At 57.6% G+C, this 17,807-nt stretch carries 18 protein-coding genes; 9 read left to right on the top strand and 9 right to left on the bottom strand.

From position 1 onward, the window contains the following. Window positions 1-55 precede the first annotated feature (55 nt). The 4 genes from RRU01S_RS17355 to RRU01S_RS17340 form a co-directional block, all read right to left on the bottom strand. Window positions 56-883, bottom strand: coding sequence for a sugar phosphate isomerase/epimerase family protein (locus tag RRU01S_RS17355; protein WP_045231555.1), 828 nt, complete (start codon window positions 881-883; stop codon window positions 56-58). Between the two features lie 41 nt (window positions 884-924). After that, window positions 925-2,088, bottom strand: a complete 1,164-nt coding sequence (locus RRU01S_RS17350; RefSeq protein ID WP_045231554.1) for a dihydrodipicolinate synthase family protein — start codon at window positions 2,086-2,088, stop codon at window positions 925-927. A 9-nt stretch (window positions 2,089-2,097) separates the two neighbouring features. Continuing rightward, window positions 2,098-3,240, bottom strand: coding sequence for a Gfo/Idh/MocA family protein (locus tag RRU01S_RS17345; RefSeq protein ID WP_045231657.1), 1,143 nt, complete (start codon window positions 3,238-3,240; stop codon window positions 2,098-2,100). A 247-nt stretch (window positions 3,241-3,487) separates the two neighbouring features. Continuing rightward, window positions 3,488-4,192 carry a TetR/AcrR family transcriptional regulator gene (locus RRU01S_RS17340; RefSeq protein ID WP_045231656.1) on the bottom strand — a complete coding sequence of 235 codons (705 nt, stop codon included), beginning with the start codon at window positions 4,190-4,192 and terminating at the stop codon, window positions 3,488-3,490. Between the two features lie 121 nt (window positions 4,193-4,313). On the opposite strand from RRU01S_RS17340, the gene RRU01S_RS17335 reads away from it, so the two are divergent. From RRU01S_RS17335 to RRU01S_RS17310, 6 genes are read left to right on the top strand one after another with little or no spacing between them, the layout of a single operon-like run. Next, window positions 4,314-5,603 (top strand): ABC transporter substrate-binding protein, encoded by a 1,290-nt coding sequence (locus RRU01S_RS17335; protein ID WP_045231553.1) that lies wholly within the window; start codon window positions 4,314-4,316, stop codon window positions 5,601-5,603. A gap of 6 nt (window positions 5,604-5,609) precedes the next feature. After that, window positions 5,610-6,563, top strand: coding sequence for a carbohydrate ABC transporter permease (locus RRU01S_RS17330; protein ID WP_045231552.1), 954 nt, complete (start codon window positions 5,610-5,612; stop codon window positions 6,561-6,563). Then, window positions 6,556-7,431 (top strand): carbohydrate ABC transporter permease, encoded by an 876-nt coding sequence (locus RRU01S_RS17325; protein WP_045231551.1) that lies wholly within the window; start codon window positions 6,556-6,558, stop codon window positions 7,429-7,431. Before RRU01S_RS17330 ends, RRU01S_RS17325 begins: the two co-directional genes overlap by 8 nt. A gap of 16 nt (window positions 7,432-7,447) precedes the next feature. Further along, the gene (locus RRU01S_RS17320) at window positions 7,448-8,461 is read left to right on the top strand and encodes a Gfo/Idh/MocA family protein (RefSeq protein WP_045231550.1); all 1,014 of its coding nucleotides are present in this window, start codon (window positions 7,448-7,450) and stop codon (window positions 8,459-8,461) included. After that, window positions 8,454-9,521, top strand: a complete 1,068-nt coding sequence (locus RRU01S_RS17315; protein ID WP_045231549.1) for a Gfo/Idh/MocA family protein — start codon at window positions 8,454-8,456, stop codon at window positions 9,519-9,521. Before RRU01S_RS17320 ends, RRU01S_RS17315 begins: the two co-directional genes overlap by 8 nt. Before the next feature lie 21 nt (window positions 9,522-9,542). Beyond that, on the top strand, window positions 9,543-10,619 hold the full coding sequence (locus tag RRU01S_RS17310; RefSeq protein ID WP_045231655.1) for an ABC transporter ATP-binding protein: 1,077 nt from the start codon (window positions 9,543-9,545) through the stop codon (window positions 10,617-10,619). 20 nt (window positions 10,620-10,639) lie between these two features. Here RRU01S_RS17310 and RRU01S_RS17305 read toward each other — a convergent pair whose 3' ends face one another. Continuing rightward, the gene (locus RRU01S_RS17305; protein ID WP_045231548.1) at window positions 10,640-11,191 is read right to left on the bottom strand and encodes a DNA-3-methyladenine glycosylase; all 552 of its coding nucleotides are present in this window, start codon (window positions 11,189-11,191) and stop codon (window positions 10,640-10,642) included. A gap of 88 nt (window positions 11,192-11,279) precedes the next feature. Between RRU01S_RS17305 and RRU01S_RS17300 the strand changes: the two genes are divergently transcribed. Together RRU01S_RS17300 and RRU01S_RS17295 are read left to right on the top strand one after the other, a co-directional pair. After that, window positions 11,280-12,056, top strand: coding sequence for an SDR family oxidoreductase (locus tag RRU01S_RS17300; protein ID WP_045231547.1), 777 nt, complete (start codon window positions 11,280-11,282; stop codon window positions 12,054-12,056). Window positions 12,057-12,141: 85 nt separating this feature from the next. Next, window positions 12,142-13,131, top strand: coding sequence for a YihY/virulence factor BrkB family protein (locus RRU01S_RS17295; RefSeq protein WP_045231546.1), 990 nt, complete (start codon window positions 12,142-12,144; stop codon window positions 13,129-13,131). Between the two features lie 39 nt (window positions 13,132-13,170). Here RRU01S_RS17295 and RRU01S_RS17290 read toward each other — a convergent pair whose 3' ends face one another. Beyond that, window positions 13,171-14,055: a LysR substrate-binding domain-containing protein gene (locus tag RRU01S_RS17290; RefSeq protein WP_045231545.1), complete on the bottom strand. Its 885-nt coding sequence runs from the start codon at window positions 14,053-14,055 to the stop codon at window positions 13,171-13,173. Window positions 14,056-14,160: 105 nt separating this feature from the next. Between RRU01S_RS17290 and RRU01S_RS17285 the strand changes: the two genes are divergently transcribed. Next, window positions 14,161-15,177, top strand: a complete 1,017-nt coding sequence (locus RRU01S_RS17285; RefSeq protein WP_045231544.1) for a YeiH family protein — start codon at window positions 14,161-14,163, stop codon at window positions 15,175-15,177. Between the two features lie 14 nt (window positions 15,178-15,191). Here the strand turns inward: RRU01S_RS17285 and RRU01S_RS17280 are convergent, their stop codons facing one another. From RRU01S_RS17280 to RRU01S_RS17270, 3 genes are read right to left on the bottom strand one after another with little or no spacing between them, the layout of a single operon-like run. Beyond that, window positions 15,192-15,719 carry a flavin reductase family protein gene (locus RRU01S_RS17280; protein WP_045231543.1) on the bottom strand — a complete coding sequence of 176 codons (528 nt, stop codon included), beginning with the start codon at window positions 15,717-15,719 and terminating at the stop codon, window positions 15,192-15,194. Further along, the gene (locus tag RRU01S_RS17275) at window positions 15,719-16,609 is read right to left on the bottom strand and encodes an aldo/keto reductase (protein WP_045231542.1); all 891 of its coding nucleotides are present in this window, start codon (window positions 16,607-16,609) and stop codon (window positions 15,719-15,721) included. The genes RRU01S_RS17280 and RRU01S_RS17275 overlap by 1 nt, the downstream gene beginning before the upstream one ends. Further along, window positions 16,609-17,766 carry an LLM class flavin-dependent oxidoreductase gene (locus RRU01S_RS17270; RefSeq protein ID WP_045231541.1) on the bottom strand — a complete coding sequence of 386 codons (1,158 nt, stop codon included), beginning with the start codon at window positions 17,764-17,766 and terminating at the stop codon, window positions 16,609-16,611. The genes RRU01S_RS17275 and RRU01S_RS17270 overlap by 1 nt, the downstream gene beginning before the upstream one ends. Window positions 17,767-17,807 lie beyond the last annotated feature (41 nt).

Here is a 17,807-nt window from a genome sequence, read left to right as displayed (position 1 = left end):
TCGTATTAGACGATTATCATCTGATTCAACACCCACCACGGCATATGAAAGTTTTTCAATCTGGATTGAGGGCCCGATAGCGCTCCACCACAGTCGTCAGAACATGATCTATCGGCTTGGAATTCCAGGTGTTCGAGAAGATCTCCACTTCCTGCGGGCCATAAAATCCGGCCTTCTCGATCATCTGCCGGAAACCTTTGAGATCGATCACGCCATCCCCCATCATGCCGCGATCATTAAGCGGATCGGTGGTGGGAACGAGCCAGTCGCAGATGTGGTGTGCCAGAATCTGTCCGTTTCGACCGGCACGGGCAATTTGCGCCTCCAGGTCCGGGTCCCACCAGACGTGGTAGACGTCGATAGCGACCCCAGTACCTTCACCGAGCCTGTCGCACAGATCGAGCGATTGGCTGAGCGTATTGAAACAGGCACGATCGGCCGCATAAAACGGATGCAGTGGCTCGATGGCCAGCGGCACGCCAGCCTGTCTGGCATAGGGCAGCAGTTCCGCCATGCCGTCTTCCACCATTTGGCGTGCCCCACGGATGTCCTTCGACCCGGCGGGCAGGCCGCCCACGACGAGCACAAGACAATCGGCCTTCATCGCGGCTGCCTCATCGACGGCGCGTTTGTTGTCCTTGATTGCGTCTCGTCGTCCCTGAGCATCGATGGCAGGGAAAAAGCCGCCACGGCAGTGGCCGGAAAGCTTGATGCCGTTCTGTGCGACGATGCGGGCTGCTTCATCGAGACCGACGCCATGCACCTGGTCTCGCCAGGGCGAAATCGTCGTGATGCCGTGATCGAGACAGGCATCCACCAATGTTGCGAATGATCCGCCCTGTTTGATCGTGGCGAAGTTGATGGACAATCCTTCAAGGCTCATAGGACGGCCTCCTCATACAGTGTCGGTGCGCGCTCCATGGCTCAGTCCACACCCCGCAAGCTCAAAAACGTCTTCATGCGCCTGGTCGCAAGGTCGGGGTCATCAAGCACATTGGCCTTGTCCGCCAGCCGGAAAAGCTCGGAAAAATGCAGGGTCGAGCGCGTGCTTTCCTGCCCGCCGATCATGGTGAAATGGTCCTGCAAACCGTTGAGATAGGCGAGAAACACGACACCGGTTTTGTAAAACCGGGTAGGTGCTTTGAAGATGTGGCGAGACAGGGCAACGGTCGGTTCGAGAATATCGAAGAATTCTGTGTCGGCGCCCCGGTTTAGGCATGACAGAGCCTTTGAGGCAGCCGGTGCGATGGCATCGAAAATGCCGAGCAACGCATCGGAGTGTCCCTGCTCATCGCCTGCAATCAATTCGGCATAGTTGAAATCATCGCCCGTATACATGCGCGCACCAGACGGCAGGCGCCGGCGCATCGCGATTTCCTTTTGCATCGACAGAAGCGAAATCTTGATGCCGTCGATCTTGTCGGCATTGGCGGCGATCATGTCGATGCAGGTGTCCATCGCCGCCATGTGGTCGGCTGAGCCCCAATATCCCTCAAGGGCTGGATCGAACATTTCACCCAGCCAGTGAATGACGACCTTCTCGTTGGCTTGGGCAAGCACGCGTGCATAGGTTTCCAGATAGTCGTCAGGTGAGGCTGCACTCGCGGCCAGTGCGCGGCTGGCCATCAGAATGACGCGTCCGCCTTGCCCCTGCACAAACTCCAATTGTTCGAGATAGGCATCGACGATCTGGTCGAGACTGTAGCCGCTGCCGGTCAGATGGTCGGTGCCGACACCGCAGGCAATCAAGGCATCCTTGCGGCTCGCCGCTTCCTTCAAGGCCCGCGTGATCATCTCCTGCGCCTGCGGCCACGCAAGGCCCATACCGCGCTGGGCAGTGTCCATGGCTTCGGCTACGCCCAAGCCCAGATCCCATAGCCGGTGCCGGAAGCGAAGCGTGGCGTCCCAGTCGATGGCCGGTGTAAGCCACGGGTCGTTGTCGGCAAACGGGTCGGCCACCACATGCGCAGCGGCAAAGGCCACGCGGTTGAAATCGGCAGCACTGCGCTTTTCCAGCGCAATGGGCGTGCCGCTTAAGCGGTAGGTCTCGATGGAACGGTCATCTCTCGGTAATCGAAGCTCTGTCATCCCTGCACCTCAGACGATGGCGGGAACGTCGAGCCAGCGGCGTTCCTTCCAGGATTTCAGGCCGAGTTCGGCCAGTTGTACGCCCTTGACGCCTTCCATCAGCCCGTACGACCACGGCTCGTTATCGGCCAGATGGCGCACGAACATTTCCCACTGCGCCTTGAAGCCATTGTCGTAGACGACATTGTCGGGCACTTCCTGCCAGGTCTTGTAGAAATCGATCGTCTGCGGTTGATCCGGGTTCCATACCGGCTTTGGTGTGTTGGTGCGGTGCTGCGTCCAGCATTTCGTCAGCCCCGCCACCGCCGAACCGTGCGTGCCATCCACCTGGAACGTCACCAGATCGTCGCGACGAACGCGCACTGCCCAGGACGAGTTGATGTGCGCGATGACGCCGCCCTCCAGTTCGAAGGTGGCATAGGCCGCGTCGTCGGCATCCGCCACATAAGCATTACCCTGTTCATCGAAGCGCTGCGGAATATGGGTTGCGCCAAGGCAGCTGACGGCTTTGACTTCGCCGAACAGATTGTCCAGCACATAGCGCCAATGGCACAGCATATCGAGAATGATGCCGCCGCCGTCTTTTGCGCGGTAGTTCCAGGAGGGGCGCTGCGCCGGCTGCCAATCACCTTCGAACACCCAGTAACCGAACTCGCCGCGCACGGAGAGAATTTTGCCGAAAAAGCCGCTGTCGCGCAGCATCGCCAGCTTGCGAAGACCGGGCAGGAACAGCTTGTCCTGCACCACGCCATGCTTGATGCCAGCGCTTTCAGCCAGCCGTGCCACGGCAATGGCTTCCTCCATATTGTCGGAAATCGGCTTTTCGCAATAAACGTTCTTGCCAGCCTGAATAGCCTTGGTCAGCAGGCTGCCACGCATCTGCGTTGTGCCCGCATCGAAAAACAGCGTGTCCTCTGGGTTGGCGAGGGCCGCGTCGATGTCGGTCGTCCAGCGCTCGACATTGTGCTTTTTGGCGATGGCCTCTATCTTCTCGCCGTTGCGACCCACGAGGATCGGGTCGAGCATGACCTTCTCGCCGCTTTTCAGCGTGACGCCGCCTTGATCGCGGATGGCGAGAACAGAGCGCACCAGGTGCTGATTATATCCCATGCGGCCGGTGATGCCGTGCATGATGACGCCGATACGTTGCATGAACATTCCTCCCAAAGCATCCCACTCCCGTCAGGACGCAATTTCATCGTTTCCAAAAATTTGTAACCGTTTGGTTATTTGTGATTGTCAAACACGGTTTCTGTCAAGCGGTTTTTGATATGAAAACGTCCGAGTAAACCGAACCGGAAATCTGTGTGCGGGATAACGAGATGTCACAAATCCATCGCGCCTTCGCACATGCGAAGGTTGCGGCGATTGTTCTTGTTGGATAAATTGAAACGAGGCGTCAGAACGGCCGCAGTGCAGCAATGACCGTGCTGACGATGTGCTGGCCCCAGCGCTCCAGTTCGGCTGGCGCAACCAGATCGCGCTGGAAGATCGTCGACAGCGTATATCGGTTCGAAAGATAGAAAAATCCAAGCGACGCGATCGTCAGATAGACATCGACGGGATCAAGGCCCGTGCGAAAGTCGCCGGTCTTTTCGCCGCGCAACAGCACGTCCTTCAGTTCGGAGATAAAGTTCGAATGCATTTCCGTGATCGTTGCTGATTGTCGCAAGTATCTGGCTTGATTGAGGTTTTCCGTCGCCAAAATACTGAGAAACTCGGGATGGTCGAGGAAATAGTGCCAGGTGAACAGGGCCAGTTCCCGCAGTCCCTCCACCGGTGGCTTGCGGGCCAGATCCAGCCTGTGCTCGGCATTGCGGATGTGTTGGTAGGCATCTTCCAGCACTGCCAGATAGAGCGCATCCTTGTCGCCGAAGTAGTGATAGATCATCCGTTTGTTGGTACCGGCGCGCCTAGCCACCACATCGATACGCGCACCGGCCAACCCCTTGGCGGCGACTTCGCGACGCGCTGCCTCGAGAATGGCTGCACGCGTTCTCTCCGGATTGCGAGATTGCGTTGCCGCCTTCTTTCGTGTTGAAGTTGGCTTGGCCCCGGTTTCTCCGTTTGTGTCTTCGGTCGCCGGTTTGCTGGTTTCATCCATCTTCAAAGGTCGCTTGACAATGATGTTGATCGGTGTTCCCATGTAACCAGATAGTTATAAAACGGCAAGTCTTGTTTGCCGTCATCATTCAATTTGGCATTCAATTAGGGAGGAGTTGCCAATGTCCATGATGCTACAGAGACGTGCCGTACTTTCGGCAGGTCTGGCCGCGCTTTCGCTGGCGACGGTGGGTGGAGGACCCGCTTTTGCACAGGCTGCGCGCATTCGTTTGTTGTGGTGGGGCTCTCAGGAGCGCGCCGACCGCACCAACAAGGCCATCGCGGCCTTCAAACAGGTGAAGCCCGACCTCAATATCGCCGGTGAATTCGCCGGTTGGTCCGACTATTGGCCTCGTCTGGCAACACAGGTCGCCGGGCGCAATGCACCTGACCTCATCCAGATGGATTACCGCTATATTTTCGAATATGCCCGCCGTGGCGCTCTGGCGCCCTTGGATGACTATCTCGGGAAGTCGCTGAAAATCGAGGATTTCGGCACGCCGAACATCGATTCCGGACGGGTCGACGGTAAGCTCTACGGCATCAATCTCGGTGTGAATTCTTCCGCCGTGTTTTATGACGCCAAGGGCTGGGAAAAGACCGGCGCCAAGCCGCCATCGGCTGGTCAGACCTGGGAAGAGTTCGCCAAGAACGCGGCGGAATTTGCGAAGAACAAGCCTAAGCCTGGCTATTACGCGACAGCCGATGCCAGCGGTGTCGAGCCGAGCTTCGAGAATTGGCTGCGGCAGAAAAACAAATCCCTCTTCATTGAAGGCGGTGGCCTGGGTTATGATGCCAAGGATGCGGGTGAATGGTTTGCCATGTGGGCAGCCATGCGCGAAGCCGGTGCCTGCGTGCCTGCCGACATTCAGGCGCTCGACCAGCTGAACATCGAAAGCAATGCGCTGACCACCGGCAAGGCTGCAACCGCCTTTGCTCACTCCAACCAGTTTGTCGGTTATCAGGCCATCAACAAGGCAAAGCTGTCGATTACTTCCTATCCGAAGGTGTCGGCTGACAGTCCGTCTGGTCATTATCTGAAGCCCTCCATGCTGATGAGTGTGGCCAACGGCAGTGCGGGGATCGAGGCGGCGGTTGATTTCATCAACTTCCTCGTGGCAGTGCCGGAAGGTGTGGATATCCTCGGCGTCGAGCGTGGCGTTCCAGCGTCGGAATCGATGCGTGATCAGCTTAGCCCCAAACTCAATGAGGTCAGCAAGGCGATGGTCGATTATATCGCCGAGATCACGCCCAAGGTCGGTGCCTTGCCACCAGCACCGCCTCCGGGTGCGGGCGAATTTGCCTTCGTGCTCAAGCGCACCTCGGAAGAGGTCGGTTTCGGCAGAATGACGCCTGAACAGGGTGGCAAGCAGCTGGTGACCGAAGCGGAAACCGTGATCAAACGGAAGTAACGATCCATGACGTTTCGATCCGAACCGATAACAGGGGAGGGCCGCTCTGCGGCTCTTCCACAGCAGGGCCGTTTGCGAAAAGCATTTGATCGCAATGTCCACGCCTATGTCTTTCTGCTGCCGTGGCTCATCGGCTTTTTCGGCCTGACGCTCGGTCCAGCGCTGGCATCGCTGTATTTGTCGTTCACCAATTACGATCTGCTGCAATCGCCCGATTGGGTGGGTGCGTCAAACTACGTGCGCATCGCCACGGCAGATCCGAAGTTTGCAGCCGCCATGAAGGTGACGTTTACCTACGTCCTTCTTTCTGTGCCGCTGAAACTGATGTTCGCTCTCATGGTCGCCATGGCGTTCAACCGCGGCATCAAGGGGCTGACGATGTATCGCGCCGTCTTCTATCTGCCCTCGCTGCTGGGCTCCAGCGTTGCGATTGCGGTTCTGTGGCGTCAGCTTTTTGCTTCCGACGGTCTGGTCAACATGGTTTTGTGGCAGGTCTTTGGTTACGAAGGACCAAGCTGGATTTCCAACCCGGATTATTCGATCTACACGCTTGTCATTCTGTCGGTCTGGCAGTTCGGCTCGCCGATGATCATCTTCCTTGCCGGTTTGCGCCAGATTCCACAGGATATGTATGAGGCCGCCGAGATGGACGGCGCTGGCAAGATGCGGCAATTCTTCCGCATCACCCTGCCGCTGCTGACACCCGTCATCTTCTTTAACGCGGTTATTCAGACGATCGATGCCTTCAAAGCCTTCACCCCTGCCTTCATCATCTCGGAAGGCTCCGGCGGGCCAATCAATTCGACGCTCTTCTACACGCTCTATCTCTATCAGGAAGCGTTCGGCTTCTTCCGCATGGGATATGCCTCGGCTCTGGCCTGGATTCTCGTCGTTATCATCTCGCTCTTCACGGCATTTTCCTTCCTGAGCGCACGTTATTGGGTGCATTACGATGACTGATGCCGTCTCTTCGTTTCGCCCCGGCCAGGCCGCGCAGCGTCCTTTGTGGAAATCGGTTCTGCTCCATGCTGCCCTGATTGCCGCTTCCATCGCCATGATGTACCCCATCCTGTGGATGATCTCGGGTTCGTTTCGCCCGCAGGACGAACTCTTCGGTTCATCCTCGCTCATCCCCTCGTCGGTAGATTGGGGCGGATATATTAGGGGCTGGACCGGTCTCCAGGTGTCCTTCGGACAGTTCTTCTGGAACTCGTTTTTCATCGCGGTCCTGGCGACTATCGGCAACGTAGTCGGATGCTCGCTGGCGGCTTTCGCCTTTGCGCGGCTTCGCTTCGGCGGACGGAACTTCTGGTTCGCACTCATGCTGGGTACGTTGATGCTGCCCTACCACGTGGTACTCATTCCGCAATATATCCTGTTTCTGGAGATGGGCTGGGTCAATACATCGCTTCCGCTGATCGTGCCGAAATATCTGGCGACCGATGCCTTCTTCATCTTCCTGATGGTGCAATTCTTCCGGGGCATTCCGCGGGAGCTGGATGAGGCGGCGGTCATGGATGGATGCAGCCCGTTCCGCATCTACTGGAAAATCATGCTGCCGCTGTCGTCGCCGGTTCTGGCCACGGCTGCCATCTTCTCCTTCATCTGGACATGGGATGATTTCTTCGGGCCGCTGATCTACCTCAACGACATCAACACCTACACGGTCCAGCTCGGCCTGCGGTCCTTCGTTGATAGCACCGGCAGTTCGGACTGGACGGCGCTTTTTGCCATGTCCAACCTTTCGCTCATTCCGGTTTTCCTTTTCTTCCTCTTCTTCCAGCGCCTCCTCATAGAAGGCATTGCCACCACCGGCATGAAGCGCTGACATCAAGGCATGCACCATGAAGCCCGTTCGGTTCGCGACAATCGGTATCAACCACAATCACATCTTCGGGCAGACGAACTGCATGCTTGCAGCCGGTGCCGAGCATGTAGGTTTTCACGCCATCGAAGATGATCTGGCGCAAGAGTACGCGCAGGAGTTTCCCAACGTTCCCCGCGTCGATGACAAGCGCCGTCTGCTGGACGATCCCACAATCGATCTCATCATCAGCGCAGGCATTCCTGACGAGCGGGCGGCGGTTGCCACTGAGGTCATGCGTGCAGGCAAGGATGTCATGGTCGACAAGCCCGGCATGATAACGCTGGCCCAATTGGACGAGGTCAAAAAGGTTCAGGCGGAAACCGGGCGCATCTTTTCGGTGCTCTATTCCGAGCATTTCGAAAACCGTGCCACCGTCAAGGCAGGCGAACTGGTCGCAGCTGGCGCCATCGGCGAGATCGTCTCCATGGCGGGCTTCGGGCCACATCGGCTGCGGGCTTCCACCCGCCCGGCCTGGTTTTTCGAGCGGCAACGTTACGGCGGCATTCTGGTCGATATCGCGTCCCACCAGTGCGAACAGTTCCTGTTCTTCACCGATGCGCAGGAGGCCGATATTCTCTTTGCAAAGGTCGCCAATAAGGCCAATCCGCAGACACCCGGCTTGCAGGACAGCGGTGATATGCACCTGTCCACCAAAGGCGTCGACGGCTTCATACGCGTCGATTGGTTTACCCCGGATGGCCTGTCGAGTTGGGGGGATGGACGTCTGTTCATCACCGGCACGCAAGGCGCGATCGAAATCCGCAAGAATGTCGATGTGGCCGGACGCGATGGTGCCAACCATCTGTTCCTGACCGACAAGACCGGCATGCATTATGTCGATTGCTCAGACGTGCCGCTGCCCTACGGCCCACAGCTTCTGTCCGATATTCGCAATCGCACAGAAACGGCAATGCCGCAGACGCGCTGTTTTGCAGCGATGGAAATCGCTCTCAAAGCTCAACAATTTGCAGAGGGTAACCACAATGGCTAAGCGTTACAGGGTCGGCATCATCGGCTGCGGCATCGGCAGGACGCATATCGTCGAAGGCTACGCCGCCCATCCCGACAAATACGAAGTCGCCTATCTGTGCGATCTGGATGAAGCGCGTATGACTGCCGTTGCCGACGAATTCGGCGTCGAGGGCCGCACCCGGTCTTCCGATGAGCTAATGGCCATGGATGATATCGACATCATCGATATCTGCACCCCGCCCGCCATTCACACCAAGCTCGTTCTTCAGGCGCTTGCCGCTGGCAAACACGTTGTGTGCGAAAAGCCTCTGACCGGTTCGCTGAAGGAACTGGACGATGTGGCGGCTGCCGAAGTCAGCGCCAAGGGCGTGCTGATGCCGATCTACCAGTATCGCTATGGAACGGGCGTGCAACAGGCCCGCCGCATTATAGATAGCGGCCTTGCCGGCAAACCCTATGCCGGAACCGCCGAAATATTCTGGAACCGTGACGCCGCCTATTACGACAACCCATGGCGTGGGCGTTGGGCGACCGAACTGGGCGGCGTGCTAATGACGCACGCCATCCATATCCATGACATGTTGACCTATCTGATGGGTCCGGTCGAGCGCGTCTTCGCCCGCACGGCAACCCGCGTGAACGCCATCGAGGTCGAAGACTGCGTATCGGCCAGCTTCCTGATGGAAAGCGGGGCGCTTGTGTCATCGACCTCCACGCTTGGTTCGCAGGAGCAGATCAGCCGCCTGCGACTGGCGTTTGAAAACGTCATGTTCGAAAGCAACACCGAACCCTATTCGCCGGGCGACGGCCCTTGGAAGATCGTCCCGGCCAATGACGAGATCGCCGCCAAGATCGAGGCGTTGTTGGCAGACATCGTGCCGGTCGGTCGTCGCTTCACCGGCCAGATGGAAGCCTTTTACCACACGCTGGAAAGCGGCGAAAAGCCACCGGTGACATCGGAAGACGCGCGCCGATCTTTGTCGCTGATTGCCGCGATCTATCACTCCAACGAAACGAAAACGGATGTCGCCCTGCCGATCACCCGCGATCATCCGAAATATATGAGCTGGCGGCCTTAAGTGCCGGATGCGAGGAACGAGATGGCTAGCAGCATTACCCTTGAGAAAATCGTCAAGCGTTTCGGCGCTTTCCCCGTCGTGCATGGTATCGACCTTCAGATAGAGCCGGGCGAGTTCACCGTTTTCGTCGGCCCGTCGGGCTGCGGAAAATCGACCCTGTTGCGCATGATTGCCGGGCTGGAGGAAATTTCCGACGGCGAGCTTCGCATTGATGGCCAGCGCGTCAACGACACCGCCGCCTCCAAGCGTGGTATCGCCATGGTCTTCCAGTCCTACGCGCTTTACCCGCATATGAGCGTCTACAAGAACCTCGCCTTCGGTCTGGAAACAGCCGGCTACAAGAAGCCGGAAATCGAGGCGCGCGTTCAGAAGGCGGCAGACGTGTTGCAGATCGGACCTCTGCTGCAGCGCAAGCCCAAGGCGCTGTCGGGCGGGCAGCGGCAGCGCGTGGCCATTGGCCGCGCCATCGTCCGCGAGCCGAAAATCTTCCTCTTCGATGAACCGCTGTCTAACCTGGATGCCGAACTGCGCGTACAGATGCGCGTGGAAATCGCCAAGCTTCACCAGAAGCTCGGCAGCACGATGATTTACGTGACGCACGATCAGGTCGAGGCGATGACCATGGCCGACAAGATCGTGGTGTTGCGCGAAGGCAAGATCATGCAGGTGGGTCGTCCGCTCGATCTCTACAACAGCCCAGACAATCAATTCGTGGCGGGCTTCATCGGGTCGCCGAAAATGAACTTCCTGTCGGCAAAGCTTGTCGCGTCCGATACTTCACGCCGCACCATCGAGATTGCCGGGCAGCACATCGTCTTGAACCAGCCGCTGGATGCCAAGCAGGATGAAGCGCTGACATTCGGCATTCGTCCCGAACACATCCAGCCGCAAACGCAATCGGCCACGCTGGGTGAGGGCGATATCCAGCTGGTCGAGCATCTCGGCGGCTCGACCGTCATCTATACCAACACCGCCGATGGTCAGCCCGTGACGGTGCTGCTGGAGGGACAAAAGCAGTTCCGCATGGGAGAAAAAGTCCCGCTCTCCTTCGATCTCGCCAATGCCCATGTCTTCGGGAGTGATGGGCGCCGGGTCTAAAAGCGTCATCGCACCGCCGATCAGAATTTGCGGCTGAGAAATCGAGAGTCCGCCAGCCCGAAACGCCAGGGCTGCTCGATGCCCTTCGATATGCCGATGCGTGGACCTTCAATCGCCGTGATGGTTCCCGTATGGTGTGTGACAGTGATCGGCTCGCGCGTCACCGGCAGACCATCCATATCCCGTGTGATCCCAAACGCTTGTGTCAGTTTCCCCGGCCCTGAACATAAATTGACAATGTCAGCCGTGTTACGCCGCAGTTTCATCAGGTCGATTCCATCGGTTGGCTCGATGGCGCGGATTAGCACGGCAGATCCCGGTGTGCAGACGATGTTAGCGCACCAGTGCAGACCATAGGAACGGTAGACATAGAGGTGTCCGTGGTCACCGAACATGGCCCGGTTGCGCGGGGTCGGGCCGCTGAAACTGTGCGATGCCGGATCGTCGGTGCGGTAGGCCTCGGTCTCAACGATGATGCCTGCCGTATTGTGCACGCGAAATTCGCAGCCGATTAGGTCTTTGGCAACGGCTACTGAATCTCTCAGATAAAAGCTTTGCGAAACGAGATTCATCTGTACTCGGTCTTGAGGGAACAACACGGAGAACGTGTTGTTATGGTCTTGGGATAATACCGAACACTCGGATCGCAAGGAGAACAGAATGACGGACGCGAAAGTTGCACTGGTCACCGGCGCGGGCTCTGGAATTGGCAGGGCCACCGCATTCGCCCTGGCGAGAGAAGGCTATCACATCGGCGTCCTCGGCCGCACGCAAGAAGAGCTCGATGCAGTCGTTGATGAGCTCGTCGCGCAAGGGTTCAAGGCTGTCGCACTGCTCGCAGATGTCTCCGACGAAGCCCAGATGGACGCGGCCACCGCGAAACTGGCAGGCCATTTCGGCAGGATCGATGTCGTCGTTGCCAATGCAGGCATCAACGGCGTGTGGGCACCCATCGAGGATTTGACGCCGGATGAGTGGGACAAGACCATGAGCGTCAACCTGCGCGGCACCTATCTCACCATCCACAAAACCGTACCGCATCTCAAAATCCGTGGCGGATCGATCATCATTATCTCTTCCATCAATGGTACGAGAACCTTTACCTCGCCGGGAGCGACAGCCTATAGCGTCACCAAGGCGGGCCAACTGGCGATGGCCCAGCAGCTGGCACTCGAGCTTGCCCGCTATGACATCCGGGTGAATGCCGTCTGCCCCGGCGCCATTGAAACCGATATCGATGACAACACTGATATCCGTGACCGGCACGAGACGGCCATTCCCGTCGAATGGCCGCAGGGCGAGATTCCCATTTCAAAGGGTCGCCCCGGCACCAGTGAGGATGTGGCAGATCTCATCGTGTTTCTGGCGGGCACTAAGTCGCGCCACATCACCGGCAGCCCGGTCTGGATAGACGGCGGGCAGGGATTGCTGGTTTAATCATCCTCACATGACTTAAGGTTGTAACCATTACACCTTGAGTCTTGACGTGGGTTTGATGTACTTGGCTTTTCGGGTGCGATGGGTGATATGCGTGAGCGGTGACAACGGTGATCCGAAAGGATCGAATGAGGAGCGCGGTCGCTTGGCAAAAACGCCTGGCGAAATACCGTTGCGTGGCTATCGCGACGTCTTCTGGCGGGTCTTCTCGCAGTTTTTCGACGATCGGGTCACGCTGATTGCCGCTGGCGCGACATATTATTTGCTTTTGGCACTGTTTCCGGCGCTGGCAGCACTCGTGTCGCTCTACGGTGTTTTCTCTGATCCAGTCACGATCGCAAAACACATCGCGTTTCTATCGACCGTACTGCCTCCAGGTGCATTCGATCTCATCGTTAGCCAGCTCGACGGGCTGTCCCAACAGAAGAATTCCACGCTGAGCATTGGTGTCATAACCGGCTTTCTGGTGGCGCTTTGGAGTGCCAACAACGGCATTAAAGCGCTTTTTGAGGCCATGAATATTGCCTACGGTGAAAAAGAAAAACGCGGCATCATCTGGCTTAACTTGAATTCGCTGGTCTTTACCATCGGTGCTCTGGTGATTGCCATTGCCTTGATCACGGCGGTTGGCGTTATTCCCGCCGTTCTCGCCTATCTTTGGCTGGATCAGTGGACCGAGTTTCTGGCCAAGTTCGCCCGCTGGCCGCTTCTGCTTCTTCTGGTCGGTTGCGGCATCACGATGCTGTACCGGTATGGTCCCAGCCGCGAACAAGCAAAGTTTCAGTGGCTGACCTGGGGAGCCATCTTCTCGACCACGCTCTGGGTTACCGCATCTATTCTCTTCTCCTTTTATTTGGAAAAATTCGCGGACTATAATGCGACCTACGGGACTCTGGGAGCGGTCATCGGTTTGATGGTGTGGACCTGGATATCCGTGATTATCCTGATCCTGGGCGCTGAGATCAACGCCGAGCTGGAACATCAGACAACGATCGATTCAACCACAGGCCATCCACTGCCAATGGGCAGCCGCGGCGCGCATGTTGCAGACACTGTGGGTGAAGTTCAGGAGTAGGATACGGCACTCCGACCGCCGCGACTTAGAGCGATTTCGTCACGTATCTTTATGACATATGTCGAGAAGCGTTAGCGCAGCTTTGCTGGCATGCCGTTCCTTGTGTTTGAGAAGACGAAATTCGCGGGCGGGTGCGGGGAAGTTGACCTCGCATAATTTGCCGCTCTCGATATATTGTTGCGCCGCAAGTCTGGATACGGTCGCGACACCGTTGCCTGCCAGCAAGGCGCAGAGAATGGATTCATTTGATGGCAGGACCAGCACGATATTGAGCGCGTCTGCCTTTATGCCCATGTCACTCAAGGTTTCCTCGAAGGCGGACCGGGTGCCGGAGCCGACTTCGCGCATGACCCATTGACCGTCTTTTATGTCATCGGCAGTCAGGGCTTGTCTGCCTGCCCAGGGATGGGTAGGACCGACGACAACGACCAGTTCGTCATGCGCCACGATAGAGGCTGCGAGCGCGGGTTCGTCGAGTTCGCCTTCCACAAAGCCAATGTCGGCCTCGCCGGTGATGACGGCATCCGCAACCGTGCGCGTATTGCCGATCGTCAACTGCAATTCGATGCCCGGAAAATTGTTATGAAACGCCATCAGGCGCGGCGGTAACCAGTAGCTGGCGATCGTCTGGCTTGCAAAGACGCTGAGTGAACCCCGTTGCATGCCGCCAAGCTCGCTGAGCATAAGCTCGACAGATCGCGACCGCGCAAGGAGCGTACGCGCCTCATCCAGGAAAATGCGCCCTGTCGCTGTCAGTTCAATGCGTCGACCGATCCGGTGAAACAGTTCGACGCCGTAATGTTGTTCGAGGTTGCGGATTGATGCGCTCACGGCAGAGGGCGTCAGATGGATCGCAGCCGCCGCCTTTGTCAGATGCTCGCGTTCTGCCACAGCGACGAATATTGCAAGTTGTTCAAAGGTCATAGGAAATCGTTCTGTTTTTCCGAATGAAACGTAGAATTTTATTCGATGGAAGTAAGTTAAGTTAGGTGAAAAAACTGTCTGAAGCATCAGTTGAGACAGTCTATTATGAATTTTTCCCGACCACGTCAGATCATCCCCGGCCTTGCGGTCTGTGTCAGTGTGGCAGGTGCCGCCTATGTCCTAGCACATATCGAGCACTCCCTGTTTGGCGCAGGATTTCTGGAACCTTTGGTGTTTGCAATCATCATCGGAATCATCTGCCGTACGATGTTTTCCGACAAATGTTCTTGGCGGCCCGGCATCCATTTCAGCTCCAAGACTTTGCTGGAGATCGCCATCGTTCTTCTCGGTGCGTCGATCAGTTTTGCGACCATCAAAAATGCCGGACTGACGTTGATTGTTTCGGTGGTGGCTATCGTCACCCTGTCGATCTATGTGAGCTTCGCGGTTGCCCGGTTGCTGAGGCTGCCGCCTAGGCTTGCCATGCTGATTGCTTGCGGAAACTCCATCTGTGGCAATTCGGCCATTGTCGCGGTTGCGCCTGTTATCGAGGCCAATTCCGACGAAGTCGCCTCCGCGCTGTCCTTCACGGCAGTACTCGGCGTTGCTTCTGTTCTTCTTCTGCCGCTCCTCTACACTCATGCAGGCATGGGGCCCGCGCAATATGGCGCCCTTGCCGGCCTGACGGTCTACGCCGTTCCGCAAGTTCTGGCCGCGGCCACACCTGCCGGTCTGGTTGCAGTGCAGACTGGAACGGTCATCAAGCTTTTGCGCGTTCTCATGCTTGGCCCGGTCATTTTCACGCTGGGTATTCTTCAGGGCAGGGCTGCCCGGCGTGCAGGCCGCACGAGCTCCTGTCGTCATCTCGTCCCTTGGTTCATCATCGGCTTCATGGTTGTCGTGGTCATCCGGTCTCTTGGCCTCATCCCGCTCAACGTTGTGAGTACATTGCTGACCGTCTCCAGTGGATTGACCGTCGTTGCCATGGCTGGGCTGGGGCTCTCTGTCGATATCCGCACCGTGGCCAATGCAGGCGGTCGCGTCATTCTTGCTTCAACGATTTCGCTGCTTCTGCTCATCGCGGTGAGCTATTTCGTCGTGATAGCCGCGCTGCACCCATAGCCGAATTTCGCGTCTTAAGAGGCAACGGCAAATCTGCCCATTGCCCCACGTGCAAAGCACAGCGGTTCTCCGTCGCGGTGGGCCGCACGCAGGACACGACCCAGAAGGATCGAGTGATCGCCGCCGTCATAGACAGACGCGCGTTCGCATTCGAAACGGCTCAATGTGCCCGCTATGATCGGAACGCCTTCCGGGTTCATGTCCCAGGCGAACTCTTCGAAGCCAAGGCCACCGCGCGTAAACCGGCTGCTCAGCTCGCCCTGATCGGCACCCAGCACGTGGATTGCGAAATGCGTGGCGCCAGCGAAGAGATCATGCCGCGACGATGTCTTGGCCGGGGACCACAGGATCAACGGCGGATCGAGCGACACAGACGAGAAGCTGTTGACGGTCATGCCGATCGGCCCGTCAGGCGTCTGCGCTGTTACGACTGTGATACCGGTCGGAAAGTTGCCAAGCGCCGTGCGGAAACTGCGGGTGTTTGTCGCGTCTGGAACGAACATGTGTTCGTTATGGGACTGCATGCTGCTAAGCGATGTCATCAGGGCACCTCGTGGCCTTTTGCGAGCGTGTAGAGTTCGAACCACATCTGCCTGTCCATAGTGACCTGGTTTGCCTGCGAAATTGCGGCGATGCGCTGAAGATTGTTGGTGCCGAGCACGGGCAGGATTTTTGCCGGATGGCGCAGCAACCACGCGATGGCGACTGCGGCAGTGTCGACACCCTGATCTCCCGCGATTTTCGCCATGGCATCGGCCACCGCACCGCCTGCGCTCATCAGCGCGCCACCCCCTAGCGGCGACCATGCCATGACGGCAAGGTTGCGCTCCTGAAGATAGGCGAGATCGCCATTCGTGAAGGCCGAGGTTTCGGCAAGGCTGAGCTCGATCTGGTTGGTCACCAGTTCGTTTTCCATGTGCGTCTGCAACAGGGAAAAGTCCCAGGGGCGGAAGTTGGAAACACCGACGCTGCGAACTTTGCCAGACGCGACCAGCTCGTCGAGCGCAGCACCCGTTTCATCAGGGTCCATCATCGGATCGGGGCGATGGATCAGCAACAGGTCGATGTGATCGGTCGCCATATCGCGCAGCGATGCCTCGACGGCAGCATTGATATGCTCTGCCGACGTATCGTAATGCTTGACGCGGGCTGCGGAATGCCGACCAGCTGGAGCGACGATGCCGCATTTCGTGACGATTTCGACCTTGTCGCGCAGCGATGGTGTAGCTTTGAACGCTTCACCAAGAATAGCTTCTGCCGTGTAGCCGCCGTAGATATCGGCCTGATCGAGCGTGGTTATACCCTGCGCAAGGCAGGCTTCGATCTTGGCTTGAACATGCTTCGCAGATGTATCGGCGTCATCGCCAACGCGCCACATTCCGTAGACGATGCGGCTCAGTGACAGTTCGGGTGTAAGTTCGATGCGGTCCATCAGTGACGGTCTCCGTTTCCAAGAGGTGTTGCGGGTGTCGCTGCGGGCACACGCCCGTGGACATGCGGCAGGGAACAAGTCTTCAATTGCGGCAGGACTTTGCTGCCGAAGTGCTCGGCCTCATCAATATGTGGGTAGCCGGATAGGATGAAGGCGCGAATGCCCATCTTCTGATACTCTTCCAACTTGCTCAAAACCTGGTCTGTCGAGCCAACCAGTGCTGCGCCGCAGCCTGAACGGGCGCGTCCGATGCCGGTCCACAGGTTCGGCTCGATATAGCCGAACTTGTCAGCAAGTTCCCGTGCCTTGGCCTGATGCGCAACGCCCAGCGAGATACTGTCATGGGCACGGTTGCGGATCAGTTGGCCATATTCATCATCCAGCTTGGAAACGAGATGCTCGGCATATTCCTGCGCCTCTTTTTCAGTATCGCGAACGATCATGTGAACGCGCAGGCCGTAATCGAGCGTTCTGCCATGCGCTTCGGCGCGGGCGTGGACGGCACGCATGCGCTCGGCAAGCTGATCCTTCGTTTCCGGCCACATCAGATAGACATCGCACTGTGCACCACACAGCTCCAAAGCATCAGGAGAATAGCCGCCGAAATAGAGCAGTGGTCCGCCGTTCTGCTGATAGGGGCGGGCGGGTTCGGTCGAAACGCCCTTGAACTGGTAGATTTCGCCGTCGTGGTCGACGGTTTCGCGCGTCCATGCCTGACGCAGGATTTCAACCACTTCGTGGCTGCGCTTATAACGATATGCACTGTCTGCAACTTCGCCCGGAAAATCGGAGCTGATGACGTTCAGCGTTAGGCGACCCTTCAGCATGTGGTCGAGCGTGGCCACAGTGCGGGCAAGCATGATGGGCTGCATTTCGCCGCAGCGGATTGCAGCCAGCATATTGATCTTGTCGGTGATCGGCGCGCAACCTGCAACGAAGCTCAGCGTATCCTGTCCCACCTGATAGGAGGATGGGCACAGGATATTGCGAAATCCAAGCTCTTCGGCTTTTTTGACGATTGCGGAGCAATGATCCCAACTGGAGCGCAAAGAGCCATCGGGAACGCCAAGATAGGCGTAGTCATCGGAGCACAGCGCCGAAAACCAAGACACCTCGGCGGCATCCAGATCAGCAGATGTTACGGGAACAATCGTCATGAAATCCTCCTCACAGGACGTTGCTCAATTAACTAACATCA

Origin of the sequence: Agrobacterium rubi TR3 = NBRC 13261 (assembly GCF_000739935.1) — a bacterium.
Taxonomy (GTDB): domain Bacteria; phylum Pseudomonadota; class Alphaproteobacteria; order Rhizobiales; family Rhizobiaceae; genus Agrobacterium; species Agrobacterium rubi.
Note: the sequence above shows the minus strand (reverse complement) of the source record. Positions and strands in the feature narration are given on the sequence as shown.